We start from the raw sequence: 24,130 nt of genomic DNA on the forward strand, positions 1-24,130 counted from the left end.
ATCATCGACATGGATCTGTTCGACCGCATCGAACAGCACGCCACCGAGCAGGTCGCCATCGGCGCCGACCCCGCCAGCGGGCTCCGCTCGATCATCGTCATCGACGACACCACCCTCGGCCCGGCCCTGGGCGGAGTACGTATGTGGCCGTACGCCGACGAAGATCAGGCCATCGCCGACGGCCTGCGCCTGGCGCAGGCCATGACGCTCAAGGCCGCGGCCGCCGGGCTCAACCTAGGCGGCGGCGCGAGCCTCATCATCGCGGACCCCGCGCACGACAAGAGCGAGGCCCTGCTGCGCGCCCATGGCCGGTACATCGCCACGCTCGGCGGACGGTTCATCCCGGTCAACGACGTCGGCACCACCCAGGCCGACATCGAGGTCATCGGCTGTGAGACCGCTCCCGTCTGCGACAGGGGCGACCCTTCCCCATACACCGCGCTGGGGGTGCTCGAATCCATCCGCGCCGGGCTGCGGGCCACGCACGGCTCCGGCGACCTGGCCGGCGTGAAGGTCGCGATCCAGGGGACGGGAAACGTCGGCTCCCACCTGGTCCGCCTGCTGCGCGCCGAGTCGGCCGAGACGATCGTCGCGGACCTGGTCGCCGAGCGGGCGCACGAGGTCGCCGACCAGTACGGCGCGAAGGTGGTGCCCGCGGGAGAGATCCTCTCCTCCGACTGCGACGTGCTGGCGCCGTGCGCGCTGGGAGAGGTGGTGACGGAGAAGACGCTCCCGCGGCTGCGGTGCCGAGTTATCGCCGGGGGCGCCAACAACGTTCTCGCCGCTCCCGCCCTGGCCGGCGCCCTGGCCCGTGACGGCATCCGGTACGTCCCGGACTTCCTCGCCAGCGCCGGTGGGCTGGTCTACCTGGAGGAACAACTTCTCGGTCACGATGACCAGCGGGCGACGGCCAGGGTCCGGCGCGTGGGGAACACTGTCGCGGAGGTCTTCGAACGGGCCGGACACGAGGAGATCACAACGGTCGAGGCGGCCACGGCCCTGGCACTGGCCCGGCTCGCGGCCCGCCGCAGCCACCCGCCCTACCTCGGCTGCGGCCTACGCGGAATGGGTTAGGTCAGTCGACGGCGTGGCGGCAGTACTCGCGCAGCCGCCCGATCGCTTCCAGCCGCGACGCCTCTGTCATGGTGGCTCCTGCCGGCCAGCAGGCCCGGCCAGCCGGAACAGATGCTGGGCGTCGGGCTCCAGGCGCTCGTACGACAGCGCGAACGCGGCCGTTACACGGCTGTCCCCGGTGGAACTCCAAGTCGTGACGGCTGCACTGTCTTGGCAAGGGCGTCACCAGTATCGGCCACGCCACCGGCGGACGGTATCGAGGTGGACCCGCTGTCGCAGGGCGATACGGGCGTTGAAGTAGCCATGCGCGGCGTCCAGCACGATCCGGACGCGGACGACCTGCTGGAAGGGGGTCGTATGAGAATGGGCCAGCTCCTTGAACCGCCCTCGCTCGGAGGCGGTCAGGACAATCTGGCGAGCGCGGGGGACGGACACGCGGAACACTCTCGGTGATCTTTCGGGGGTGCGCTGCTACTTCGCCCCGATCTCCACCGTCCAGGGCGTGATCGACACGCCGGACGGCAAGATAGGGCTCATGCCCGCCATCCCGGAGTAGACCAAGACCTCCCTGGCCCAGCGACTGCGCCAGCACGCCCGCGATCGCTGGCCTCAACTGGCAGGCCTGCACGTCCGCTACCACATCCAGTTCGCCTACGTCGAAGGCGAACTGGCCGACAGCCACCACCAGCCCCTCATCAGGCTCCGCTACGGTGGATCGGCCTCCATCTGGGGGTTCGGGCTCTACCTCGCCAGCAGCGGCAAGTACGAGAACCAGATCCTGCCCACCGGCATGTCCGCCGGCACGCCCCAAGAAGCCCTCGACTGCGCCTGCGATCTCTACCTCAGCCACTGACTCCGAAGAACTTACGGGCAGGACCACTAAGCATGAGGCCGAGGAAGATCGGCTGTCCCGGCTGGAGATCACCCGGGAAACGGCGGAGGAGATTCTGGGCGGGTCGGCCCCGCCTGCCGCCGAAACACCGTCTCCGCAGCGGGGCGGTGCGGTGTGATCGGCTTGGTTTCGTAGGTTCGGAGTACCAGTGAGGTGATGACGGGCCCGAAGCGGGCGACGCTGTCGACGATGGTTTCGAGGCGTTCTGCGCTGGGGGCGTGAACGTCGATGAGGAAGCAGTCCTCGCCGGTGAGCCGGTAGACGTTGGTGACCTCGGGCAGTCGCGCGAAGTGGTCAAGGGACGCGGAGATGCGGGCATGGGTGGCACGCAGCCGGATCACGGCATGGATGCTCAGACCGAGCCGGGCGGGGTCGACCACGGCGCGGTATCCGGTGATGATCCCGGATTGTTCAAGGCGCTTGATGCGTGCCGACACGGCCGGCTGCGAGAGGTTGATCCGCCGGCCGATCTCGGTGACGCCAAGGCGCCCCTCGGTTTGCAGGATGGCCAGGATCGCCTGGTCGACTGCATCCAATGAAAGCGACGTCTCGTCCATCATCGACCTTCCATTCATCAGCAGCAAGCGACTCTACTCGATCGTTCGCACATAATGACGCCCAGAGCACAAGCCAGCACCACTAATGACGACGGAACGAGAAGCCAATGCGCTATGTGATCATCCCGGGCATCAACGGGTCGGGTGAGGGCCATTGGCAGTCCATCTGGCAGGACGAGTGGGGAGCCTACGCTTCACGGATCTCCCCCTTCTCGTGGGACGTACCGGATCTAGACGACTGGTGCCAAGCAATCGACAAGGCCGTTGGGGAGGACCTATCGACCGATATGGTGCTTGTCGCCCACAGCCTGGGCTGTCATGCCGCCACCAGCTGGGTCGCCCGGCGTCGGCCGGACATCGGCGGAGTGTTCCTGGTGGCTCCACCGGACAATGCCGGAGCGAACTTCCCGGCCGAGGCCTCCACCTTCACCGCGGTGAAGGCGACCCCGCTTCACGTGCCAGGCTTGGTCGTTTTCAGCGACGACGACCCCTACTGCTCCCCAGACGTCGCGCTGCGCCTGACCGCCGGCTGGCAGCTCGACCACGTCAGCGTCGGTTCGGCCGGACACATCAACTCCGCCAGCCGACTCGGCCGATGGGATTTCGGGCGCGCATTGCTCACAGCCTTCACCGCCGGCACGCGTCGGCCCTGACCGGCATCCCGCCGATCCCCGGTAACGCCCGCAGCCGGTCAGATGTGTTCGACACCACGCACGGGAAGAGGTGAGATGCCCATGCAGAAGTTCGACTCGGCTTCGATTCGCGTAGTGGCCTGTGACATCTTCGCTACGACCGTTGAAGGGCGCACCGGGGTCGCCGAGCAGGTTGCTCGGATCGCCACTGACCACGGCCTGAGTCAGGACGCCGGTGCGTTCGCCGATGCCTGGCACGACCGCTACCTGCCGTCCCCGCAGCGCGTGAACCGTGGCGAGCGTGACTGGGTCTACCTCGACACCCTGCACCGGGAATCACTGGACGAACTACTCGACCACCACGGCGTCACGAGCGCGTTCGACGACACCGCGCGACGGCAACTCGTCCACGCCAGCTTCGACCACCTGGCCGACGCTCTCAACTGCTAGCAACGCCTGGCCGGGGTTTCCCGGCATCGGTGGCACCAACCCCCGTCCGCCCTCGATCCCGTTCTCACCCACGAAGCCAGCCGGTCAAACCGTCGCAAACCACCAAGCACACATCGGCCACCCGGCCGCCTAGCTCCTAGGATCACCGCATGACCCACGCCGAAGATCTCCCGAGATACCGTGTCCTCACCGGCCCAGACGACGCTGCTTTCTGCCGAAGAGTCAGCGACATGCTTGATCTCGGCTACGAGCTGCACGGCCCACCTTCCCTGGCGTTCGACGGTGCACACGTGATCGTGGGTCAGGCGCTCGTCCGATCCGAAGCCACGACGATCCCTGATGGGTGCGGCTCCTCCTGAGTGACTGAAGCGATCAAGCCGTAAGGGCGTATCCGTCCTGGTAGCCGGTCTGATGGACGCGCTCGTGTTGCCCGGCGAGATGGAAAGTCCAGTACTCCTCCAGATGACCGTTGGCGCCCAGCGCGCGGAGCTTCAGCACCGCCTCGGCCCCGGCCAGGCCCCACCGCGCCCCGGCCAGGTCGAACCTGTCGGCGATCAGATGACGGCACGCGCCCTCGATCACCCCGGTCGCGATCGGCCATCCCGCCTCCAGCGCCTGGTCATACCGCAGATGCCCGGCGTTGTTGGACAGATAGCGGATGCGCGCGTCGATGCCGTCACGGTGCTGCGCGCCGGCTGTGGCGGCCTGCGCGGTCAGCGTGGTGATGACCTGGCCGGTGTGCCCGGCCAGCAGGGCCAGGGCGTGCCCGGCGACCCAGTCCTCCGCGGCCGGCGCCGCGGGCGGGTGCAAACTCCACGCAGCAGCCCATAACTTCTCCAGCACGTGCACGAAATCGATCACGATGTGGACGCGGATGCGGCGCCGGGCGGCTTCGGCTGTGATCAGGTCGAGCTGGTGGCGGGCCCCGTCGACGAGCACGACCCAGGGACGGGCATGCGCGGGATCACGGGCCTCGGCATGGTCGAACACCTTGGCGATCACAGGGCCGGGGCCGGTGACGTTCGTGGACTTCTTGAGCCGGATCGCCTCTCGTACCGCTGGGACGGGCTTGTAGCCGTTGAACTGCTGCCCCTCGGAGACCTTGCGCGGGGTGAGCTGGATCTGGAAGTTGTGCTCCGCTCCATAACGGTGGTTGAGATGGTGGAAGTAGCTCCGCTCGGTCTGCCCTTCGCAGACGAGGAAAAGGACATTGTTCTTTCTGCGGCTGCCCAGACCTGGACGCGGAAGCGTGGTTCCCCCGGGTGCCCCGCGTTTGGCCATCAGGTAGGTACCTCCGTGAGCGGGCCGGCGAGCGTCTCCGCGATCTCGCCGACGGTCAGTCTTGGTACGCCGCCGTACGTACCGGCCAGGTAGTTGCGGTCGAGGGCCTCGGACTTGCGGGGACGGGCGTCGGTCAGGGGGTAGATCTCGGAGGCGCCGTCCCGGTTCTTGACGGTGATGCGTACCTGGTCCCGCTCCAACGGCTGGAAGAGGTGCGTGCGGCCCAAGAGGGTCGCGTCGTGGACCGTGCACAGCAATTGCGCGTTGTTGGGGTTGGCCGCGGGATCCTGGAAGAGTCGGAGGACTTCGGCGGCGAAGAGGGGATGCAGGCTGGTGTCGAGTTCGTCGACGAGGAGGGCCGCCCCGTGGTCCAGGGTGGTGAGGAGGGGGCCGAGGAAGGCGAACCAGGATCGGGTGCCCATCGATTCCTGGCGTTCGTAGCTCAGCGCTACAGGATTGTGGGGCCCTTGGTGCACGAGTCGGAGTTCGCCGGTCAGGCTGTCGATCTCGGTGCCCACAACCCCCAGGTCCGCGACCTTGAGGAGCGCGATGATGCGCTCCCGCTGCCGTGGGTCGTCGAGCATTTTGCGGGTGAAGCTCTGCCGATCTTCGAAGTCGCGACCTGGGCTGGTCCACCAGAGGTTGTGCCGGAACCAGTCGTGGATCGGCTTGAGATAGGGCTGGTTGAAGGCTGCGGCGACGGTCAGGAACAGCGCGTCGGGCCGGGTCTGGGAGACGAGGCTTTCCTTCGGCCCCTTCAGCCCTTCGCCGGGAAAGGTGAAGGAATCGTCGGCGTCGGCGTCGCGTTCGAACCAGACCTGCCGACGGGCCTGCCCGCCGGGGTATGTATGCAGCCATTCGGTCTCGACTCGTTGGTCGGAGACCTCGAAGCCATAGACGTACCGGTCGCCGCCGAGGACGATGTCGACCTCGAAAAGGGAAGCGTCCGCACGGGCGGCCGGGTCGAGTTCGTACGGCTCGCGCGGAATGCCGTCAAGGGTGGACCAGCCGTGGACGGAGTTGAGGACCGCCTGCCGCATCCAGCGGATGGCGTGCAGGACGTTCGACTTGCCGGACGCGTTCGAGCCGTAGATCGCGGTCGCCGGTAGATAAGCCAAGTCGGGGTCGTCGGCGAGACCGGCCGGGCGGCTTGCGCCCTGGTTGAACTTGCTTGCCGCCAGCCAGACCTCGAACTCGTCACGGAACGATCTATGGTTGGCACCTCTGAATCTAAGCAGCACTGAACACCCTCTAATCCATGCTCAGGATCGATTCTAGGTCAATCCATGCAGATTATCTACGCAGCGTGCCCGCCGGTCAGCCCAGTGCTGCGCTCGCCGCGCGCAGCTCGTTCAGGGCCGCCAGGGGTGTAGCCGGCGAGCTCGTCCTTGGCGTCACGGTCGCCCTCCGACCATTGGGCGTACCCCCGTTTGAAGGCGAGGACGCCGAGCTCGCCCGCGAGAGCCGCGGCCGGATCGGGTACGCCGCGGGCGACGAGAGCGGTTGTCATCGCGGTCGCGAGGCTGACGCTTTTGAGGGCGTCACGCTCTTGAAGTTCGGCGCTGGCGGCGACGGCCGCCTTCAAGCGAGGGGCGAGCTCGCGATTCATGGGGCCCATCGCGCTCGATGCGCGCTCGAGGCCGGCGGCGACCGCCTCGAGCGGGCTGGCGTCACCGGGCGCCTCGGCGATCCCCTCGGCCAGCAGCCGGCTCAGCGTCTCCTGTCCGGCCACCAGCAGCTCGCGTTTATCGGGGAAGTGCCGGAAGAAAGTGCTTTTGGTAACCCCGGCGCGCTCGGCGATCTGCGCGACCGTCGTGGCGTCGTACCCCTGCTCGGCGAACAGGTCGACGGCAGCCACGACGAGGCGTTCGCGCGCCCCTGGTTCCCACCGACGCACAAGCGGACGGGTGGTTGGAAGGGGCTGGGGCTGAAGGGCCAGGAGCTCTACGATCCGGTGCTGAGCCGGACCGGACGGCTGCTCGCGGCGTTCACCCATGACGAGCTCGGCGTCTGGAACCTCGCCGACGGCAAGCGGCTGTTCAAGGAGACCTTCCCGCCGGGCGACATGTCGATCCAGGTCGACATCGGCGAGGACGAGGCCACCCTCGCCGTCAGCTTCGACAACGACCTCGACCACCTGGTGGACCTGCGTACCGGCAGGAGGTTCGGCAAGAAGGCCGCCTCGCACGGGTGGGGGCCGGTGATGGACCCGACAGGCAGGCACCTGCTGCTCACCGGCGACAGCTTCGCCGAGCGAGCCCTGCCCGGCTGGACCCCCGAGCACCGCTGGAGCTGTGACGTCTGCGGCGGCTTCTTCCCCCGGCTGCGCTGGAGTCCCGACGGCCGCTACCTCGCCGCGTTCAACGGGCGGAAGATCCGGGTGTGGGAGGTCGCCGACCACGACATCGAGCCGCTCACGTACCAGGCCGAGGGCGACCTGTCCGGCGTCGGCTTCGACGGCTCCACGCTGCGCTACCTGATGGACGACTCGGTGATCAGCGTGGACCTGTCCCCGCGCGCCACCTCGATCAAGGCGGGGGGCGACGCCATCCTCAGCCCCGACATCCGGTGGGCCGCGGTCCACGCCTTTGACAGCAAGTACGTCCGGCTCTGGAACGTGCGCGAACGTAAGGACGTCGCCCGCTTCCCCGTCGAACCGGGTATGTCGGCTCTGTCGGCGTTCGACCAGTCGGCCAGACGGCTGCTCATCGCCTCGGATGCCGGGCCGATCGAGCTGGTCGACGTCGGCACCCGCAAACGGATCTGGTCGATCCGGTCCCGGCACGCCGTCGATGGCTTCCCGGCGTCACAGGCCTCCTTCAGCCCGGACGGCAGGACGATCGCGCTCGTCCTCGGCCCGTACGGGCAGACCCTGGAGTACTGGCTGACCGTGATCGACGCGGCCACCGGCCGGATCCTTCATGACAGCTTCACCACCAGCGACGGCGGCCCGTACCTGCCCGACGGCAAGAGACTCGCCACCGGCTCGGGCAGGTTCATGGACGTCGCCACCGGCAAACCGGTCGGAGAGGGCTACGACACGTCCTACGACGGCGGGGCGGGCGTCGCCCTGAGCAGCCGCGGACTCATGGCCATCGCCTACGACGAGACGGGACGCGTCTCGCTCTGGGACCCGTCCGGGCCGACGGCACTGCGTCCCATGATGCCGAAAGCGGCGGGCACCGTGGAAGCCCTGACGTTCTCACCGCGCGGGGACGTGCTCGCGACGGCCGGCGGCGGCCTCGTTCAGCTCTGGGACCCCGTCAACAGGCGACGGCTCGGGGGCTCCTTCGACGCCCGGACGATCGAGGACGTCGACTCGCTGACCTTCAGTGCCGACGGCGGCACGCTGTACTTCTCGGCCGGCGGCGACATCCTGGAGATTCCCGTGGGACCCGAACGGGTCGCCGCGCTGGTGTGCGGGTGGGCGGGCCGCCGGCTCACCGAGGCCGAGTGGAGCCGGTACCTGGGTGATGTGGCGTACCGAGAGACCTGCCCGTAGATCCCCGAGCACTTCTGCGGTCAGAGCGGGATGAACAGCGCCTCGAACGGCGGTTCGCCGACGCCGGTGGTGACGTGTCCCAGCCCCGTCGTGTCGGCGGCCAGCACCAGGTCGCCCGCGCCGAAGCGGCGCCGGCTGCCGTCGGTGACGGTCACCTCGATCGTGCCGCGCAGCATCATCACCCACTGCTCGCGCGGCGCCGGGTGCGCGGTGCTGTCGAACGCGGCGCTGCGGACGAACTGTACGCCGCCCTTCGACGGCAGCGCGCCGACCGCCATGGCCGGCACCCCGTCGGCGACCTGCCGGTGGGCGAGCGTGATCTCGCCGTCCTCGAACGCCGATCCGCCGTCCTCGGTGCGGGCGATCCTGGTGTAGCGCATCAGCTCGCTCCGATGAACTGGTGGTCGGTACGCAGCCGGCCGTCGTCGTCCAGCGCCAGGATGTCCAGGCCGCCGCCGACGGCCTCGCCCGTTCGGGTCGACACCATCGACCACCGGATGGCGAGCACGTTGGGCATGAGGGGATACGCCTCCTCGGCGGCCTCGAAGACGTGCTCGCCCGGCTCGACGAACATCTCGTAGGCACGGGTCACCCTGGCGTCCAAGGCGACGTGACCCCGGACCTCCAGGGGCGGCACGGGAAAGGCGAGCGCGGTGGCGGCGTTACGGATCTCCTCGGGCGGGTCGACCAGGACCTGGACACCGTCGGGCGTCCACAGCTCGCGGATCAGGGCACTCCGCGTCGCCGGATCGGGCTCGTTCCACTGGGCGATATAGCGGTCGGCCCATTGCTGCACATCGAGTGGGTTGCTCATGCATAGCAGTGTCCAGCGGGCCCTGCGACTTTGCGATTCCCCGCAGGGAATCGTTTCGCGGTGCCGATGGTGAAAGGCAGGTGACGTGCGCCCTCTGTCCCTTGGTCAAACGGTTGCGGCGGGGTCAAATGACGAGTGTGAGGTCTTCTCGGGATGGAGGACAGATGGACACACCGGCCGCGGACATCCTGGCGAACGTTGACTTGTTCGCCGACGACCAGCGCGCGCACCTGCTCGACGCGCTGGCCATCGCGCGCCGGGAATGCCCGGTGGTGCACACCCGGCGCATACTTCTAGGTGGGCGAGCCTTTCGGCAGCCCTTCCGAGCTGTACCTGACCTTCGACCGCCGCTGACGTGGTTAGGCCGGATCGATTGGGGCAGGACCCGCATTGTGTCCGGTGAGGGATGGTTCTCCCGGTGGCCGGTGATCCGGCAGTTCAAGGGAGAGGACGGCAGGAGCGACGCCGCGCGCTCCGCCCGTACGGACGCGCTCACCCCGCGCACCGAGGAGGCCGACACGGTCGCCCGGTCGATCTGCCCCTACTGCGCGGTCGGCTGCGGCCAGCTCGTCTACGTCAAGGACGGCCGGGTCACGCAGATCGAGGGTGACCCCGACTCGCCCATCTCGCGCGGGCGGCTGTGTCCCAAGGGCTCGGCGAGCAAGCAGCTCGTCACCCATCCCGGCCGCCAGACCCGGGTGCTGTACCGGAGACCGCACGGCACCGATTGGGAGCCGCTCGACCTCGACGTGGCGATGGAGATGATCGCCGACCGGGTCGTACGGACCCGGCGGGAGACCTGGCAGCAGACCCACGAGGGCAAGGTCGTGCGCCGCACCATGGGCATCGCCGGACTGGGCGGGGCGACGCTCGACGACGAAGAGAACTACCTGATGAAGAAGCTCTACACCGCCCTCGGCGCGATCCAGGTGGAGAACCAGGCGCGTATTTGACACTCCTCCACCGTCCCCGGTCTGGGGACCAGCTTCGGACGCGGTGGCGCGACCACCTTCCAGCAGGATCTGGCGGGTGCGGACTGCATCGTCATCCAGGGCTCGAACATGGCCGAATGCCACCCGGTGGGCTTCCAGTGGGTGGTCGAGGCCAAGGCGCGGGGCGCGAAGGTGTTCCACGTGGATCCGCGCTTCACCCGGACCAGCGCGCTGGCCGACCGCCACCTGCCGATCCGCGCGGGCAGCGACATCGTGCTGCTCGGGGCGCTGATCAACCACGTGCTCGCCAACGAGCTGGACTTCCGTGAGTACGTGCTGGCCTACACCAACGCCGCCGTGATCGTGTCGGCCGACTTCCGGGACACCGAGGATCTCGACGGGCTGTTCTCCGGCTTCGACCCGGAGACGGGCTCGTACGACCCGCGGAGCTGGGCGTACGAGGGGATGGACGAGGAGACGCCGAGCGCGCGTGCGCCTGGCGCGCAGACTCCGGGCGAGCACCTGGAGGGCGGCCGGCATCACGCCGCGGCCGCGGGGGCGGACACCTACGGCTCCGGAGGCGCGGCCGCGCATCCCACCCCGGCGACGGATCCGACGCTGAGCCACCCGCGCTGCGTCTACCAGATCCTCCGGCGGCACTTCGCCCGCTACACCCCGGAGCTGGTCGAGCAGCTGTGCGGCATCTCGCGGGCGGCCTTCGCCGAGCTCGCCGAGGCGATCACCGCCAACTCCGGCCGGGAGCGCACCACCGCCTGGGTGTACTCCGTCGGCTGGACCCAGCACACCGTCGGCGCCCAGTACATCCGCACCGCCTCGATCCTCCAGCTGCTGCTGGGCAACATGGGCCGGCCCGGCGGCGGCATCATGGCGCTGCGCGGGCACGCGAGCATCCAGGGCTCCACGGACATCCCGACGCTGTTCAGCCTCCTGCCCGGCTATCTGTCCATGCCCCACGCCCACCGGCACGAGGGTCTGGACGACTACCTCGCCCGGGAGGGCGGCGACGTCGGCTTCTGGGGCCACCGGCGCGCCTACCTGGTGAGCCTGCTCAAGGCGTGGTGGGGGGACGCGGCCACCGAGGAGAACGACTTCTGCTTCGACCACCTGCCACGCCTGACCGGCGACCACGGCCACTACACCACCGTGATGGGCCAGATCGACGGGACGGTCAAGGGCTACTTCGTGGCGGGGGAGAACCCCGCGGTCGGCTCCTCCGGCGGCCGGGCGCAGCGCCTCGGCCTGGCCAACCTCGACTGGCTGGTGGTACGCGACCTGACGCTGGTGGAGACGGCCACGTTCTGGAAGGACGGCCCGGAGCTCGAGACCGGGGAGATGCGCACCGAGGACATCGCCACCGAGGTGTTCTTCCTGCCCGCCGCGAGCCACGTGGAGAAGGAAGGGACGTTCACCAACACCCAGCGGCTGCTGCAGTGGCGGGAGAAGGCGCTCGACCCGCCGGGCGACTGCCGCAGCGACCTGTGGTTCTACTACCACCTGGGCAAGCTGGTCAGGCGACGGCTGACCGACGACGAGATCGACCGGCCGCTGCGCGAGCTGACCTGGGACTACCCCGAGGAAGGAGCGCACCGGGACCCCTCGGCGTCGGCCGTGCTCCGCGAGATCAACGGGGTCGGCCCGGACGGGCGGGCGCTGTCGGCCTACACCCAGCTCAAACCGGACGGGTCCACCCGCTGCGGCTGCTGGATCTACTGCGGTGTCTACGCCGACGAGGTCAACCAGGCCGCCCGGCGCAGGCCGGGGCGGGAGCAGTCGCCCGTGGCGCCCGAATGGGGCTGGGCCTGGCCGGCCAACAGGCGCATCCTCTACAACCGGGCCTCCGCCGACCCCGAGGGCCGTCCGTGGAGCGAGCGCAAGGCGTACGTCTGGTGGGACGCGGAGCGCGGCCGGTGGACCGGGCAGGACGTGCCCGACTTCGAACCGAACAAGCCGCCGGACTACGTACCGCCCGAAGGCGCCCGGGCCGAGGACGCGCTCGCCGGGACCGACCCGTTCATCATGCAGTCCGACGGGAAGGGCTGGCTGTACGTGCCCACCGGCCTGGCCGACGGCCCGCTGCCCGCGCACTACGAGCCGCATGAGTCGCCGGTCGGCAACCCGTTGTACGCCCAGCAGGCCAACCCCGCCCGCAAGGTCTACCCGCGACCGGAGAGCCCGTACAACCCGCCGGAGTCGCCGCGTTTCCCGTACGTGCTGACCACGTACCGGCTCACCGAGCACCACACGGCGGGTGGCATGAGCCGGCCGCTGGCCTACCTCGCCGAGCTGCAGCCGGAGCTGTTCTGCGAGGTGTCGCCGCAGCTGGCCGCCGAGGTGGGGCTGGACAACGGCGGCTGGGCGACGATCGTGACCAGCCGTACCGTGATCGAGGCTCGAGTGCTGGTCACCGGCCGGGTCCGGCCGCTGCGGATCCAGGGCAGGGTGATCCATCAGATCGGCCTGCCATACCACTGGGGGTGGGGCGGCGGCGGCCTGGTGACCGGCGACGTCGCCAACGACCTGCTCCCGCTGGTGCTCGACCCGAATGTCTACATTCAGGAGAGCAAGGCCGTGACCTGCGACGTACGGCCCGGAAGACGGCCGAGGGGGCAGGCGATGCTGGACCTGCTGGAGGTGTACCGCCATGGCTGAGCGGATGGGCTTCTTCACCGACACGAGCGTCTGCATCGGCTGCAAGGCCTGCCAGGTGGCGTGCAAGGAGTGGAACCTGCTGCCCGACGACGGCTTCGTGTTCGAGGCGAACTCCTACGACAACACCGGGGCCCTGGGGGCGAACACCTGGCGGCACGTGGCCTTCATCGAGCAGTCCCGTCCGGTGCCTGTGGACGACTCCGCTGATGATGGTGTGGAGCGGTGGCTGATGTCGTCGGACGTGTGCAAGCACTGCACGCATGCCGCCTGCCTGGACGTCTGCCCGACCGGCGCGCTGTTCCGTACCGAGTTCGGCACGGTCGTGATCCAGGAGGACATCTGCAACGGCTGCGGCTACTGCGTGTCCGCCTGCCCGTACGGCGTGATCGAGCGGCGTGAGGACGACGGGCGGGCCTGGAAGTGCACGATGTGCTACGACCGGCAACGCGGCGGTCTCGAACCGGCGTGCGCCAAGGCGTGCCCGACCGATTCGATCCAGTTCGGCCCACTGGACGAGCTCCGCGAGCGGGCCGAGGAGCGGGTGGAGCGGCTGCACGCCGACGGGCAGGCCGAGGCCCGCCTGTACGGCGAGAGCCCGGACGACGGGGTGGGCGGCGCGGGGGCGTTCTTCCTGCTGCTGGACGAGCCCGAGGTGTACGGGCTGCCGCCGGATCCCGTGGTGACCACCCGCGACCTGCCGGCCATGTGGCGCTGGGCGGGGGCGGCGGCGCTGTCCGTGGCCGGGGCGGTGGCGGTGGCCTTCGCGAGTTCGCGGAAGGGGGCGCGGCGGTGACGCGGGAGCGGTCCATGGTGCCGGAGGCGGAGTTCCAGTCGTACTACGGGCGGCCGGTGCTCAAGCCCCCGGTCTGGAAAGAACCCTACGGACCGGCATATCTGTACCTGGGAGGTCTGTCGGGTGTTTCGTCGGTGATGGCGGTCATGGCCGAATTCACCGGACACGACCGGCTGGCACGCACCGCCCGGGTCGCGGCGGCGATCGGTGCCGCCGCCGGCGCCGGCCTCCTCGTCGCCGAGCTGGGCCGGCCCGCCCGGTTCCTCAACATGCTCCGCGTGTTCAAGCCCACCTCGCCCATGAGCATGGGCTCCTGGATCCTGGCCGCCCAGGGGGCGCTGTCGGGGGTCGCGGCCTCGACCGAGCTGACCGGGATCCTGCCCGCCGTGGGCGACGCGGCGGTCCTCGCCACCGGCCTGACCGGCCCGCTGACCGCCACCTACACCGCCGTCCTGCTCGCCGACACCGCCGTACCGGCCTGGCACGAGGCCTACCGGGAGCTGCCGTTCCTGTTCGCCGGGAGCGCGCTGGCCAGCGCCGGGGCGGTGGGCATGCTGGCGACCCCGCGGGCGCAGGCTGGGCCGGCCCGCGTGGTGGCGGTGATGGGTGCCGTCGTGGAAAGCGTCGCGGGCGTGGTGATGGAACGGCGGCTCGGCCTGGTGGGCGAGCCGTACCGGCTGGGGAAGGCGGGGGGCCGGATGCGCGCGGCCCGCGTACTGACGGCCGGTGGCGGGCTGCTCGCGTCGATCGCCGGGCGCAGCCGTACCCTCACCGCCCTGTCCGGTCTCGCCCTTACGGCGGGCGCTTTGTGCACCCGGTTCGGCGTCCTGGAGGCGGGCAGAACCTCGACCGCCGACCCGAAGTACACGATCGTCCCCCAGCGGCAGCGGCAGGCGGTTTAACGCGAGTCAGCCTCTTGTAGGGCCGCGTCGAGAATCGTGTCCAGCACTTCCTGTGAACTTTGGAGCTGAGCGATCATCTCGGCGATGTGGGCGCGTTCGCGCCGCAGGTCCTCGATGAAGGTCGGGCAGCCGGAAGGCACCATCACTTCGCCATCGTCGTGCACGCAGTGCAGGACCCGGGCGATGACCGTGGTGGAAAGCCCGGCGGCGAGCAGGGACCGGATGTGGCGGACCGTCGGGATGTCCGCCTCGGTGTACTCGCGGTAGCCGTTGCCCAGCCGGACCGGTTTGAGGAGACCCTGCTCCTCGTAGTAGCGCAACAGCCGCTTGTTCACCCCGGTCTCGTGGGCCAGGTCGCCGATCCGCATCCGCCGCTTCCTCCGCCTTGACCTTCACATAGATGAGACCCCTTACCGTCCCAAGTATTGCCGACCAAGAAAAGCGAGGAGATGCCGATGTCAGGCGCAGTGATCATTGGCGCGGGTCCGGGGATCGGGCAGGCGGTGGCCCGTCGGTTCGCCAGGGAGGGACTGCCGATCACGCTGATCGCCCGCAGCGAGCGTACGCTGCGCGCCGCGGCCGAGGCGCTCGCTCCCAGCGGCGTCCCGGTTCTCACCTCGGAAGCCGACAGCACCGACCAGGCCGGGCTGAACGCCGCGCTCGACCAGGCGGTCAGCGAGCATGGCGTGCCGGACGTCGTCGTGTACAACGCCGCGATCATCCAGGCGGACGCGCCGGGCGAGCTGTCCGTACGCGGTCACATGGAGGCGTGGGCGGTGAACGTGGTCGGCGCGATCAACGCCGCGGCGCACGTCGCGCCCGCCATGGCGGAACGTGGCAGCGGAACGTTCCTGATCACGGGCGGCATGCCCGACCCCAAGCCGCAGTACGTGAGCCTCTCCCTGGGCAAGGCAGGAGTCCGAGCGCTGGTTGCGCTGCTCGACGAGGAGTACGGACCCTCCGGCGTGCACGTGGCGAGCGTCACCGTGGCCGGCCAGGTCGCCCCCGGCACGGACTTCGACCCGGACGACATCGCCGAGCGCTACTGGCAACTGCACACGCAGCCGCGACACCGGTGGCAGCGGGAAGTACTGCACGCCGGCCGCTCGTGATGACCGGTCCCCTCACTTGTTGATCATCTGAAGCGCGACTCGCGACCGTGGGCCACCATCGGGCTGACACCACGGGATACGGTCAGCGGAGGCGCAGCTGAGGGCCGTCCAGAGGGACCAGCTCGCCGATGATCGGGGCTCCGGGGATCTCGCCGGCCACCAGCAGGCCGCCGGAGGTCTGGGCGTCGGCGAGGAGCAGAAGGTCGTCCTCGCCGTAGCCGCCGGGATCGAGCCAGGGGCGGACCCAGTCGAGATTGCGGCGGGTTCCGCCGCTGACGTAGCCGTCGCGTACCGCCTCCCGGGCCCCTTCCAAGTACGGTACGGCCGCAGCGTCCACCACGGCCGTGACGCCGCTCGCCCGGGCCAGCTTGTAGAGGTGGCCCAGCAGGCCGAACCCGGTCACGTCCGTCGCGCACTTCGCTCCAGCGGCCAGCGCGGCCCGGGAGGCGTCGCGATTCAGGGTGGTCATGGCCGCGACCGCCTGGGGGAACACCTCGCCGGTCGCCTTGTGCCGGGTGTTGAGGACGCCGATGCCGAGCGGCTTGGTGAGGGAGATCGGGAGTCCGGGCCGGCCGCCGTCTATGCGCAGCAGCCGGGCGGGGTCGGCCAGGCCGGTGACGGCCATGCCGTACTTCGGCTCCGGGTCGTCGACGCTGTGGCCGCCCGCGACGTGACAGGCCGCCGCGTTGGCCACGTCCAGGCCGCCGCGCAGGACCTCCTTGGCCAGCTCCATGGGCAGCTTCTCCCTTGGCCAGCCGAGCAGGTTGACCGCCACCAGCGGCTCCCCGCCGACCGCGTAGACGTCCGACAGGGCGTTGGCCGCCGCGATGCGGCCCCAGTCGTGGGGGTCGTCCACCACCGGGGTGAAGAAGTCGGCGGTGGCCACGATCGCCCGGCCGCCGTCGATGCGGACCACGGCGGCGTCGTCCCCGTCGTCCAACCCGATGATCAGCTCGCCGACGTCGTCATGTGTGCGGAGTTCCGCCACCACGGCCTCCAGTTCGCCGGGTGGGATCTTGCAGGCGCAGCCGCCTCCGTGCGCGTACTGCGTCAGCCTGACCGTCTCGGTGGTGCGTGTCATGGCGCCCTCGGGTGGCTCGCGACGGGTGTGGCGTTCGAGGTCATACCCGCTGTGGCGGGTAGGTTCTGCGGTGGAGGCGTCTGGGCGCCTGGTGGCCCCCGCGGTCTTCAAAACCGACGAGGCCGAGGTCCTCGGCCTGGCGGGTTCGATTCCCGTCCGCCTCCGCTCTATTTTCGAAGGGTGGACCCACGCAGGCACGTACCCCGTACTGACGCCGTACTCGCCGATCCACGGCTGGTCGCGGCGGGCGGGCGGCTGGGCCGGTCGGTCGTCAAGGACGCGGTGGCGCGGGCGCAGCAGCGGGCGCGGAGCGGTGAGATCGGTCCCGAGGAGGTCGCCGACGCGGCGGTGGCGGCACTCCCGCCGCGGGCCGCGAGCCTGCGTGCGGTGATCAACGCGACCGGCGTGCTGGTCCACACCAACCTGGGGCGGGCGCCCCTGTCGCCCGCCGCGATCGAGGCGATGGCCGCCGCGGCCGGTGCCGCCGACGTGGAGTTCGATCTGGAGACCGGCGCCCGGGCGCGGCGCGGGCGGGGCGCGCTGGACGCGCTCGCCCGTGCCGTGCCGGCCGCCGAGGATGTGCACGTCGTCAACAACAACGCCGCCGCGCTCGTCCTGGTGGCGACCGTACTCGCCGCCGGTCGGGAGATCGTGATCAGCCGGGGTGAGCTCGTGGAGATCGGCGACGGGTTCCGCATCCCCGACCTGCTCGTCTCCACTGGGGCGCGGCTGCGCGAGGTCGGTACGACCAACCGCACCTCCTACCGCGACTACGCGGCGGCCGTAGGGCCGGAGACCGGATGCGTGCTCAAGGTGCACCCCTCGAACTTCCGGATCGAAGGCTTCACCGGCTCCGCCGAGGTACGCGAGCTGACCGGGCTCGGCGTGCCCGTCGTCGCCGACATCGGCTCGGGTCTGCTGGCGCGCGAGCCGCTGCTGCCTGAGGAGCCGGACGCGGCGACCGTACTCGCGGCCGGGGCGGACCTGGTGACGGCCAGCGGGGACAAGCTGCTCGGCGGACCCCAGGCGGGCCTCCTCCTCGGCCGCCGTGACCTGGTCGAACGCTGCAGGCGGCACCCGCTCGCCCGCGCATTGCGGGTTGACAAGCTGACGCTGGCCGCGCTGGAGGCCACGCTCCGCGGTCCTGTTGTGCCCGTCCGCCTGGCGCTGCACGCCGACCCGGCGGCGCTCGGCGACCGCGCCGCGGCCCTCGCCGGGCGGCTCGCCACGGCGGGAATCGACGCGCGGGCGGTGCCGAGCGAGGCCGCCGTCGGGGGTGGCGGGGCGCCCGGGGTGCGGCTGCCGAGCGCCGCCGTCAGCCTGCCCGAACGGCTCGCGGCACCGCTGCGCGTCGGTGATCCGCCGGTGGTGGGGCGGATCGAGGGCGGGCGGCTGCTGCTGGACCTGCGCACTGTTCCCGGCGACCGTGACGATGACGTGGCCCGCGCGATCCTCGGGACGAGCGGCCTTGGGGTGAGTGACGCCGAGGGGGTGGCTTCGGGGTGAGTGGCTTCGGGGTGAGTGGCTTCGGGGTGAGCTACTTCGAGGGGGTGGCTTCAAGGCGAGCGGTCTCGGGCCTGGCGGCTTCGGGGTGAGCGGCTGATGTACGTCGTGGCCACGGCGGGGCACGTCGATCACGGCAAGTCCACGCTGGTGCGGGCTCTCACCGGGATGGAGCCCGATCGGCTGGAGGAGGAGCGGCGGCGGGGGCTGACGATCGAGCTGGGGTACGCGTGGACCACGCTGCCTTCGGGGCGGCGCCTCGCCTTTGTGGACGTACCGGGGCATGAGCGGTTTCTCAGCACGATGCTGGCGGGGGTCGGTCCGGTGCCGGCGGTGCTGTTCGTGGTGGCGGCGGATGAGGGCTGGATGCCGCAGTCCGAGGAGCACCTGGTGGCGCTGGAGGCGCTGGGCGTACGGCACTGCCTGCTCGCGGTGACCCGAGCCGACCTCGCCGACCCAGCCCCGGCCCTCGAACAGGCGCGCGCTCGCCTGGCCTCGGCGGGGTTGGGTGACGCTCGCTCGGATGCGGCCGGATCGGGAGTGCGCCCGGATGCGGGCGGGGTGGGCGGTGGTGGTGGCCGTGGTGCGGTCGAGGCGGTGGTGGTGAGCGGGCGGACCGGGCAGGGGCTCGATGAGTTGCGGGAGGCGCTGGACCGGCTGGTCGCCGCGCTGCCCGCGCCCGATCCGGAGGCGCCGGTCCGGCTGTGGATCGACCGGGCGTTCAGCGTGACGGGCAGTGGCACGGTCGTGACCGGGACCCTGCCCGAGGGCGGCATTTCGGTGGGTGACGAGCTGGCGCTGGATGGCGAGCCCGTACGGGTGCGGGCGCTGGAGTCTTTGAAGGAGCCGCTGTCCTCGGTGACCGGCGTCGCCAGGGTGGCGGTCAACCTGCGCGGCCATGGCCTGCCGGAGCGCGGCCGGACCCTGGCCACACCCGGCCGATGGACGTGGACGGACCTGGTCGACGTCCGGACCTCCCCTGTGGGGCCGGAAAGGGGTGTCGTTTCGGCGGGTGGGGAGGAGTGGCGGCTGCCTCGGCTGCTGACCGCGCACATCGGGTCGGCGGCGGTGACGTGCGAGGTGCGGACGCTTGGCGGGCGTATCGTACGGTTGCGCCTGGCCCGCCCGCTCCCGCTCCACCTCGGAGACGTGTTGCTGCTGCGCGACCCCGGCCGCGATCGGGCCGAGGTGCGGGTGCTGGCGGGGGCGAGCGTGCTCGACGTGCGCCCGCCCGCGCTCGGCCGCCGCGGCGCGGCCCGGGCGCACGCCGCCCTGCTGGAGTCGGCCGCCCCGGATGCCGCCTCCGCCCTGCGCATCCACCGGCTGCTGCGCGCGGCCGACCTGACCGCCATGATCGGTACGCCCGGCCCATACTCGGCCGACTCCACGGTCTGCGGGGATTGGTACGCCGATCCCGAGTACTGGGCCGAGTTGGGTGAGCGGCTGGCCGCCACGGCGCGGCGGTACGCCGTCGAGCACCCCCTGGAGCCTGGCATGCCGATCGAGGCGGCCCGCCACGTGCTCGGGCTGCCTGATCGGCAGTTGGTCGCGGCGCTGGTGCGGTCGCCGTTCACGCTGGCCGAAGGGCGGATCGTGACCCGGCCTGCCGGGCTGCCCGAGCCGGTGGCGCGGGCGGTCGAGCGGCTGAGGGCGGAGTTGTCGGCACACCCCTTCCAGGCGCCGGAGGCCGGGCGGTTGGCCGAGCTGGGGCTGGGTTCCCGGGAGCTGGCGGCGGCCGTACGGGGCGGGCGTCTGTTGCGCGTGACCGAGGGGATCGTGCTGCTGCCCGGCGCGGACGTACGGGCGGCGGAGCTGCTGCGTCGTCTGCCGCAGCCCTTCACGGTCAGCCAGGCCAGGCGTGCCCTCGACACCAGCCGGCGGGTCGCGGTGCCGCTGCTCGAACACCTCGACCGGAGCGGGCTGACGCAGCGGGTGGACGACGTCCATCGCCGCTGCCTCTAACCACCACCCCCGCCCCACCACCCCCACAATCACTCTGACCTGGGATTCTTCTGGAGGGCGTTATATATTCGTGTTTGGGGATAAACCATCGTCATCGGGGGGTTGCGATGGTTGGAGACCTGCCGCGACGTCTCGTCGCGGAAGCCATCGGAACGATGCTGCTGGTTCTCTTCGGTGCCGGCTCCGTAGTCGCCGCGCTGGTCATGCAGAACGGCCGGTTGGACTACGCCGCGCTAGGCATCATCTCGCTCTCGTTCGCCCTGGTGGTCGCGCTCGTCATCTACGCCTTCGGCAGTACGTCCGGCGCGCACATCAACCCGGCGGTCACCATCGCCCTCGCCGCAGGACGCAGGTTCCCGTGGTCGGAGGTGCCGTTCTACATCGTCGCTCAGCTCGTCGGCGCGTTCGCCGGCGGGCTGTTGATCGTGGGCGGGTTCGGCCGGCGGGCGGTGGACAACGGCGTCGGGCTCACCGCGCTCGGCCAGGGCGTGAACTATGGGCAGGGCATCCTGTTGGAGGCGCTGGGGACGTTCCTGTTGCTGCTCACGATCATGGCGCTGGCGGTCGATCGGCGGGCGCCGAGCGGCTGGGCCGGTTGGATGATCGGGCTGGCCGTGGCGTGCGAGATCTTCGTGCTCGGCCCGCTGACAGGTGGCTCCGTCAACCCGGCCCGTACGTTCGGGCCGTACCTGACGACCACGGTGTTCGGTGGGAGCGCGCCATGGTTGCAGTACGGCGTCTACATCGCCGGCCCGATCATCGGCGCGGTGCTGGCAGTCGTGGTGTACGACCTGGTGGCGCGCCCAATGCGCGAGGTGCCCGCAACGGCCGAGCAGGGCGCTGCCGGAGAGATCATCGGTGCGCGAGGACAGGATGCGCGGGAACAGGAGCTGCCTGAGGCCGCTCACGGCGCCGCGGGAGACATCCCGTCGGCCCGGCGCCCGCACGACGACCGGATTCGTGACCGAGTGGGGCACATCGGCCGCCGCCGCTGGCGCCCCGGCCATGGGGGGTGATCCGTGATCACGTGAGCGAACGAACATCCGCCACCTATCGGGCAAGGGGGAGACATGCCCGGCAATAGGGGAGTTTCGTACGAGGGGCCAGGCAACGTCCAGGTACGCGAGACCGACTATCCCGAATTCGAGCTCAAGGACGGCCCGGGAGTGAACCCGGCCAACGTAGGGCGCAAACTACCGCACGCCGCCATCCTCAGAACGGTGGCGACGAACATCTGCGGCAGCGACCAGCACATGGTCCGCGGCCGCACCACGGCCCCGCCGGGCCTCATCCTCGGTCACGAGATCACCGGTGAGGTGATCGAAACCGGTTCCGACGTGGAGTTCACCAAGGTCGGCGACCTCGTGTCCGTACCGTTCAACATCGCCTGCGGCCGCTGCCGCAACTGCAAGGAGGGCAAGACAGGCGTCTGCGAGAACGTCAACCCCGACCGGCCCGGCTCGGCGTACGGCTACGTCGACATGGGCGGCTGGGTAGGCGGGCAGGCCGAGTACGTCCTGGTGCCGTACGCGGACTGGAACCTGCTCAAGTTCCCCGACAAGGAACGGGCCATGGAGAAGATCCTCGACCTGGCCATGCTCGCGGACATCTTCCCGACCGGGTTCCACGGCTGCGTGAGCGCGGGGGTGAAGCCAGGATCGACCGTCTACATCGCCGGTGCCGGCCCGGTCGGCCTGGCCGCGGCGACCTCGGCGTTCCTGCTCGGAGCCGCCGTGGTCATCGTCGCCGACCTGAACAAGGAGCGGCTGGACCAGGCCCACACCTTCGGCTGCGAGACCATCAACGTGGCCCTGGGCGAGCCGAAGGACCAGATCGAGCACATCCTGGGCGAGCCGGTCGTGGACTGCGCCGTCGACGCCGTCGGCTTCGAGGCCCGCGGCCACGGCGCGGAGTCCGACGTAGAGCGTCCCGCCACCGTGCTCAACACGCTGATGGACATCACCCGGGCGGGTGGCGCGCTCGGCATCCCCGGCCTGTACGTCACCGGTGACCCCGGGGCGCAGGACGAGGCGGCCAAGCACGGTTCGCTGTCCATCCGGTTCGGCCTCGGCTGGGCCAAGTCGCACTCCTTCGTCACCGGCCAGTGCCCGGTCATGAGGTACAACCGCCAGCTCATGATGGCGATCCTCAACGACCGGGTGCAGATCGCGAAGAACGTCAACGCGACGCCGATCTCGCTGGACGACGCGCCGCGGGGCTACCACGAGTTCGACGAGGGGGCCGCGCGCAAGTACGTGCTCGACCCGCACGGCATGCTCGCCAAGACGGCGTCCTGACGACGCGGTCTCCACTGCGAGCGGCGCGAAACCCGCCGCTCGCAGCACGGCCGGTCTCGACTGCGAGCGGCGCGGCGCGCGACGCGCCGCTCGCAGCCTGCCCGATCGATCACGATGAGGTCGTGGCGCGGCCGAACAACCGGCCGGCGAGGTCGACGCCCACGACCGTGCCGTTGTCGTCGCGGCTGAAGTAGCCGCGCTGCCCCTTCAGCCCGCCCTCGGTGATGATGTACTCGTCGCCGTCACCGGGCAGGAAACCGAAGGCGGCCGGCGCGTAGTCCGGGGGCATGTCGGCATCCGATGCCTGGCGGATCTCCGGCTTGATCCCGACCTCAAGGGTGAGCCGGTGCCCGTCCGTGGCGATGTCGAGGTTCATGGCGTCGATCTCGTAGCGGCCGACGACCTGCCGAGCCCGCGCCTGGTCGTAGGGGATCGGCTCGGGGTCCCGGTCGACCACGCCGAGGTGGTTCTCCAGTGCCCAGCGGACGACAGCCTGGTTGAAGGGGTAGCCGTCAGGGCCGCCGTTGGCCAGGGAGACGACGGCGAAGTCGCGTTCGGGCACGATGAGCAGCTCGGCGAACTGCCCGTTGCCCGATCCGCCGTGCCCGATGGTGTGGACCCCGTCCACCTCACGCAGGAACCAGCAGATGCCGAAGGCGTCGCCGAGCGTGCTGGCCCGCAGTTCGACCGTCGGCTCCTGCATGCGGCGCAGCGCCTCGGCGGGCAGCACACCGTCACCGGTGCCGAGGTGGAACCGGGCCCAGCGCAGCAGGTCGCTCACTGACGACACGCTGCCCCCGCCGGGGTAGTTGGCCTGCGCGCCGGCCCGCCACGACGTCCACGGCCGCGCGGCGCGCATCGAGCCGTCCTCGCCGCGGTTGTAGCCCACGGCGAACCGCCGGATCATGACGTCGTCATGATCGAAGAAGGTGTTCGACAGTCCGGCCGGCTCCAGGACCAGCGCGGCCACGGCCTTCTCGAAGGGCAGGCCGGTGACCTTCTCGATGACCCGCCCGGCCAGGTTGTAGCCGGCCTGGCTGTAGGAGGCCCGGGCGCCGGGCGGCGCGATCAACGTCAGCTCGTTCAGCTTCGCCACGAACGCGGCCAGGGAACCGTCGCTCCCATCGGTGTCGATCAGGTTCCAGTCGAGCCCGGCGGTGTGGTTGAGCAGGTTCAGCACGGTGATCCGCGCGGCGGCGGCCTCGTCCGCGAGCCTGAGCTCGGGTACGTAGCGGCGCACCGGCGCGTCCAAGTCCACCTTGCCCTCCGCGACCAGGCGCATCATCGCGGTCGCGGTGAAGGACTTGGTCACCGAGGCCAAGGGGAACAGCGTCTTGTCATCGACCGGCAGCGGGTTCTCGAGGCTCGTCACCCCATGAGAGGCGACGAACTCCTGGCCGCCGGCCAGCACTCCCACGGCAACACCGGGAATGTCGAACTCCTTGGCCGTCACCGCGACGAACTCGGCCAGCTTCTCCTGCGACATCGTGTGTCCCCTCTTCTCCCGACCGTTCGCGTCGAGATCTCGTACGTTTCGGCGTGCAGGTAGGACGATGGCCGCCATCGCTGATACGGGCCTGACAGCGCCGTGATACGCGCTCTCAGTCCCAAATGAGCCGCACACCAGCGGGACGCTCCGGAGTCCGCGCACGACCGCCGCCACATCGAGCCGTCCC

Annotated in this window: 23 protein-coding genes and 1 tRNA gene; 14 read left to right on the forward strand and 10 right to left on the reverse strand. The window is 70.3% G+C overall.

The annotated features are described in order from the left end of the window. Positions 1 to 9 precede the first annotated feature (9 nt). Positions 10 to 1,074: a Leu/Phe/Val dehydrogenase gene (locus LDL49_RS42155; RefSeq protein ID WP_225300375.1), complete on the forward strand. Its 1,065-nt coding sequence runs from the start codon at positions 10 to 12 to the stop codon at positions 1,072 to 1,074. Positions 1,075 to 1,296: 222 nt separating this feature from the next. Here the strand turns inward: LDL49_RS42155 and LDL49_RS42160 are convergent, their stop codons facing one another. Further along, positions 1,297 to 1,509, reverse strand: a complete 213-nt coding sequence (locus LDL49_RS42160) for a hypothetical protein (RefSeq protein WP_225300376.1) — start codon at positions 1,507 to 1,509, stop codon at positions 1,297 to 1,299. Between the two features lie 486 nt (positions 1,510 to 1,995). Next, complete coding sequence (locus LDL49_RS42165) at positions 1,996 to 2,526, reverse strand: Lrp/AsnC family transcriptional regulator (RefSeq protein WP_225300379.1); 531 nt, start codon at positions 2,524 to 2,526, stop codon at positions 1,996 to 1,998. A gap of 104 nt (positions 2,527 to 2,630) precedes the next feature. Between LDL49_RS42165 and LDL49_RS42170 the strand changes: the two genes are divergently transcribed. The 3 genes from LDL49_RS42170 to LDL49_RS58750 all read left to right on the forward strand — a co-directional run bounded on the left by LDL49_RS42170 (position 2,631) and on the right by LDL49_RS58750 (position 3,964). Next, positions 2,631 to 3,176, forward strand: coding sequence for an RBBP9/YdeN family alpha/beta hydrolase (locus tag LDL49_RS42170; protein WP_225300381.1), 546 nt, complete (start codon positions 2,631 to 2,633; stop codon positions 3,174 to 3,176). An 81-nt stretch (positions 3,177 to 3,257) separates the two neighbouring features. After that, entirely contained in the window at positions 3,258 to 3,605 is a 348-nt protein-coding gene (locus LDL49_RS42175; RefSeq protein WP_225300383.1) for an HAD family hydrolase, read from the forward strand. Between the two features lie 149 nt (positions 3,606 to 3,754). Continuing rightward, entirely contained in the window at positions 3,755 to 3,964 is a 210-nt protein-coding gene (locus LDL49_RS58750) for a DUF1737 domain-containing protein (RefSeq protein WP_225300385.1), read from the forward strand. A gap of 13 nt (positions 3,965 to 3,977) precedes the next feature. Here LDL49_RS58750 and LDL49_RS42185 read toward each other — a convergent pair whose 3' ends face one another. From LDL49_RS42185 to LDL49_RS42195, 3 genes are read right to left on the reverse strand one after another with little or no spacing between them, the layout of a single operon-like run. Continuing rightward, complete coding sequence (locus LDL49_RS42185) at positions 3,978 to 4,886, reverse strand: hypothetical protein (RefSeq protein ID WP_225300387.1); 909 nt, start codon at positions 4,884 to 4,886, stop codon at positions 3,978 to 3,980. After that, entirely contained in the window at positions 4,886 to 6,127 is a 1,242-nt protein-coding gene (locus tag LDL49_RS42190; RefSeq protein ID WP_225300389.1) for an AAA family ATPase, read from the reverse strand. Before LDL49_RS42190 ends, LDL49_RS42185 begins: the two co-directional genes overlap by 1 nt. 56 nt (positions 6,128 to 6,183) lie before the next feature. Beyond that, positions 6,184 to 6,744, reverse strand: coding sequence for a TetR/AcrR family transcriptional regulator (locus LDL49_RS42195; protein ID WP_308016261.1), 561 nt, complete (start codon positions 6,742 to 6,744; stop codon positions 6,184 to 6,186). 96 nt (positions 6,745 to 6,840) lie between these two features. On the opposite strand from LDL49_RS42195, the gene LDL49_RS42200 reads away from it, so the two are divergent. Next, positions 6,841 to 8,388 (forward strand): WD40 repeat domain-containing protein, encoded by a 1,548-nt coding sequence (locus LDL49_RS42200; RefSeq protein WP_225300393.1) that lies wholly within the window; start codon positions 6,841 to 6,843, stop codon positions 8,386 to 8,388. 20 nt (positions 8,389 to 8,408) lie between these two features. On the opposite strand, the gene LDL49_RS42205 is transcribed toward LDL49_RS42200, so the two are convergent. Both LDL49_RS42205 and LDL49_RS42210 read right to left on the reverse strand, forming a co-directional pair. Continuing rightward, the gene (locus LDL49_RS42205; protein ID WP_225300395.1) at positions 8,409 to 8,768 is read right to left on the reverse strand and encodes a cupin domain-containing protein; all 360 of its coding nucleotides are present in this window, start codon (positions 8,766 to 8,768) and stop codon (positions 8,409 to 8,411) included. Next, positions 8,768 to 9,202: a hypothetical protein gene (locus LDL49_RS42210; RefSeq protein WP_225300397.1), complete on the reverse strand. Its 435-nt coding sequence runs from the start codon at positions 9,200 to 9,202 to the stop codon at positions 8,768 to 8,770. The genes LDL49_RS42205 and LDL49_RS42210 overlap by 1 nt, the downstream gene beginning before the upstream one ends. Before the next feature lie 392 nt (positions 9,203 to 9,594). Here LDL49_RS42210 and fdh point away from each other — a divergent pair, with 392 nt between their 5' ends. From fdh to nrfD, 3 genes are read left to right on the forward strand one after another with little or no spacing between them, the layout of a single operon-like run. After that, the gene (gene fdh, locus LDL49_RS42215; protein ID WP_225300522.1) at positions 9,595 to 12,804 is read left to right on the forward strand and encodes a formate dehydrogenase; all 3,210 of its coding nucleotides are present in this window, start codon (positions 9,595 to 9,597) and stop codon (positions 12,802 to 12,804) included. Continuing rightward, complete coding sequence (locus LDL49_RS42220; protein ID WP_225300398.1) at positions 12,797 to 13,597, forward strand: 4Fe-4S dicluster domain-containing protein; 801 nt, start codon at positions 12,797 to 12,799, stop codon at positions 13,595 to 13,597. Before fdh ends, LDL49_RS42220 begins: the two co-directional genes overlap by 8 nt. After that, positions 13,594 to 14,499: an NrfD/PsrC family molybdoenzyme membrane anchor subunit gene (gene nrfD, locus LDL49_RS42225; RefSeq protein ID WP_225300400.1), complete on the forward strand. Its 906-nt coding sequence runs from the start codon at positions 13,594 to 13,596 to the stop codon at positions 14,497 to 14,499. The genes LDL49_RS42220 and nrfD overlap by 4 nt, the downstream gene beginning before the upstream one ends. Here nrfD and LDL49_RS42230 read toward each other — a convergent pair. Next, a complete protein-coding gene (locus LDL49_RS42230) occupies positions 14,496 to 14,867 on the reverse strand; it encodes a MerR family transcriptional regulator (RefSeq protein ID WP_225300401.1) in 372 nt (123 codons plus the stop codon). The two genes, nrfD and LDL49_RS42230, sit on opposite strands and share 4 nt — an antisense overlap. Positions 14,868 to 14,954: 87 nt before the next feature. On the opposite strand from LDL49_RS42230, the gene LDL49_RS42235 reads away from it, so the two are divergent. Then, complete coding sequence (locus tag LDL49_RS42235; protein WP_225300403.1) at positions 14,955 to 15,611, forward strand: SDR family NAD(P)-dependent oxidoreductase; 657 nt, start codon at positions 14,955 to 14,957, stop codon at positions 15,609 to 15,611. 82 nt (positions 15,612 to 15,693) lie between these two features. On the opposite strand, the gene selD is transcribed toward LDL49_RS42235, so the two are convergent. After that, on the reverse strand, positions 15,694 to 16,692 hold the full coding sequence (gene selD, locus LDL49_RS42240) for a selenide, water dikinase SelD (RefSeq protein WP_225300405.1): 999 nt from the start codon (positions 16,690 to 16,692) through the stop codon (positions 15,694 to 15,696). Between the two features lie 72 nt (positions 16,693 to 16,764). Here selD and LDL49_RS42245 point away from each other — a divergent pair. The 5 genes from LDL49_RS42245 to fdhA all read left to right on the forward strand — a co-directional run bounded on the left by LDL49_RS42245 (position 16,765) and on the right by fdhA (position 22,454). Further along, a tRNA-Sec gene (locus LDL49_RS42245) sits at positions 16,765 to 16,857 on the forward strand. Between the two features lie 15 nt (positions 16,858 to 16,872). Then, positions 16,873 to 18,198 carry an L-seryl-tRNA(Sec) selenium transferase gene (gene selA / locus LDL49_RS42250; RefSeq protein ID WP_225300407.1) on the forward strand — a complete coding sequence of 442 codons (1,326 nt, stop codon included), beginning with the start codon at positions 16,873 to 16,875 and terminating at the stop codon, positions 18,196 to 18,198. Between the two features lie 96 nt (positions 18,199 to 18,294). Then, positions 18,295 to 20,157: a selenocysteine-specific translation elongation factor gene (gene selB, locus LDL49_RS57580; RefSeq protein ID WP_263656196.1), complete on the forward strand. Its 1,863-nt coding sequence runs from the start codon at positions 18,295 to 18,297 to the stop codon at positions 20,155 to 20,157. Positions 20,158 to 20,264: 107 nt separating this feature from the next. Beyond that, entirely contained in the window at positions 20,265 to 21,173 is a 909-nt protein-coding gene (locus LDL49_RS42265; protein ID WP_225300409.1) for an MIP/aquaporin family protein, read from the forward strand. A 54-nt stretch (positions 21,174 to 21,227) separates the two neighbouring features. After that, positions 21,228 to 22,454 carry a formaldehyde dehydrogenase, glutathione-independent gene (fdhA, locus tag LDL49_RS42270; protein WP_225300411.1) on the forward strand — a complete coding sequence of 409 codons (1,227 nt, stop codon included), beginning with the start codon at positions 21,228 to 21,230 and terminating at the stop codon, positions 22,452 to 22,454. Positions 22,455 to 22,563: 109 nt separating this feature from the next. Here the strand turns inward: fdhA and LDL49_RS42275 are convergent, their stop codons facing one another. Further along, a complete protein-coding gene (locus tag LDL49_RS42275) occupies positions 22,564 to 23,940 on the reverse strand; it encodes a serine hydrolase domain-containing protein (protein ID WP_225300413.1) in 1,377 nt (458 codons plus the stop codon). Positions 23,941 to 24,130 lie beyond the last annotated feature (190 nt).

It is taken from the genome of Nonomuraea aurantiaca (genome assembly GCF_020215705.1).
GTDB lineage: Bacteria > Actinomycetota > Actinomycetes > Streptosporangiales > Streptosporangiaceae > Nonomuraea > Nonomuraea aurantiaca.

Bases quoted from the DNA above. Each gene is read 5' to 3' on its own strand.
- LDL49_RS42235 (WP_225300403.1), top strand. From the start codon at position 14,955: ATGTCAGGCGCAGTGATCATTGGCGCGGGTCCGGGGATCGGGCAGGCG.
- LDL49_RS42170 (WP_225300381.1), top strand. From the start codon at position 2,631: ATGCGCTATGTGATCATCCCGGGCATCAACGGGTCGGGTGAGGGCCAT.
- LDL49_RS42175 (WP_225300383.1), top strand. From the start codon at position 3,258: ATGCAGAAGTTCGACTCGGCTTCGATTCGCGTAGTGGCCTGTGACATC.
- selB (WP_263656196.1), top strand. From the start codon at position 18,295: ATGTACGTCGTGGCCACGGCGGGGCACGTCGATCACGGCAAGTCCACG.
- LDL49_RS42220 (WP_225300398.1), top strand. From the start codon at position 12,797: ATGGCTGAGCGGATGGGCTTCTTCACCGACACGAGCGTCTGCATCGGC.
- LDL49_RS42155 (WP_225300375.1), top strand. From the start codon at position 10: ATGGATCTGTTCGACCGCATCGAACAGCACGCCACCGAGCAGGTCGCC.
- fdhA (WP_225300411.1), top strand. From the start codon at position 21,228: ATGCCCGGCAATAGGGGAGTTTCGTACGAGGGGCCAGGCAACGTCCAG.
- LDL49_RS42230 (WP_225300401.1), bottom strand. From the start codon at position 14,867: ATGCGGATCGGCGACCTGGCCCACGAGACCGGGGTGAACAAGCGGCTG.
- LDL49_RS42275 (WP_225300413.1), bottom strand. From the start codon at position 23,940: ATGTCGCAGGAGAAGCTGGCCGAGTTCGTCGCGGTGACGGCCAAGGAG.
- LDL49_RS42185 (WP_225300387.1), bottom strand. From the start codon at position 4,886: ATGGCCAAACGCGGGGCACCCGGGGGAACCACGCTTCCGCGTCCAGGT.
- LDL49_RS42265 (WP_225300409.1), top strand. From the start codon at position 20,265: ATGGTTGGAGACCTGCCGCGACGTCTCGTCGCGGAAGCCATCGGAACG.
- LDL49_RS58750 (WP_225300385.1), top strand. From the start codon at position 3,755: ATGACCCACGCCGAAGATCTCCCGAGATACCGTGTCCTCACCGGCCCA.
- LDL49_RS42210 (WP_225300397.1), bottom strand. From the start codon at position 9,202: ATGAGCAACCCACTCGATGTGCAGCAATGGGCCGACCGCTATATCGCC.
- selD (WP_225300405.1), bottom strand. From the start codon at position 16,692: ATGACACGCACCACCGAGACGGTCAGGCTGACGCAGTACGCGCACGGA.
- LDL49_RS42205 (WP_225300395.1), bottom strand. From the start codon at position 8,768: ATGCGCTACACCAGGATCGCCCGCACCGAGGACGGCGGATCGGCGTTC.
- LDL49_RS42165 (WP_225300379.1), bottom strand. From the start codon at position 2,526: ATGATGGACGAGACGTCGCTTTCATTGGATGCAGTCGACCAGGCGATC.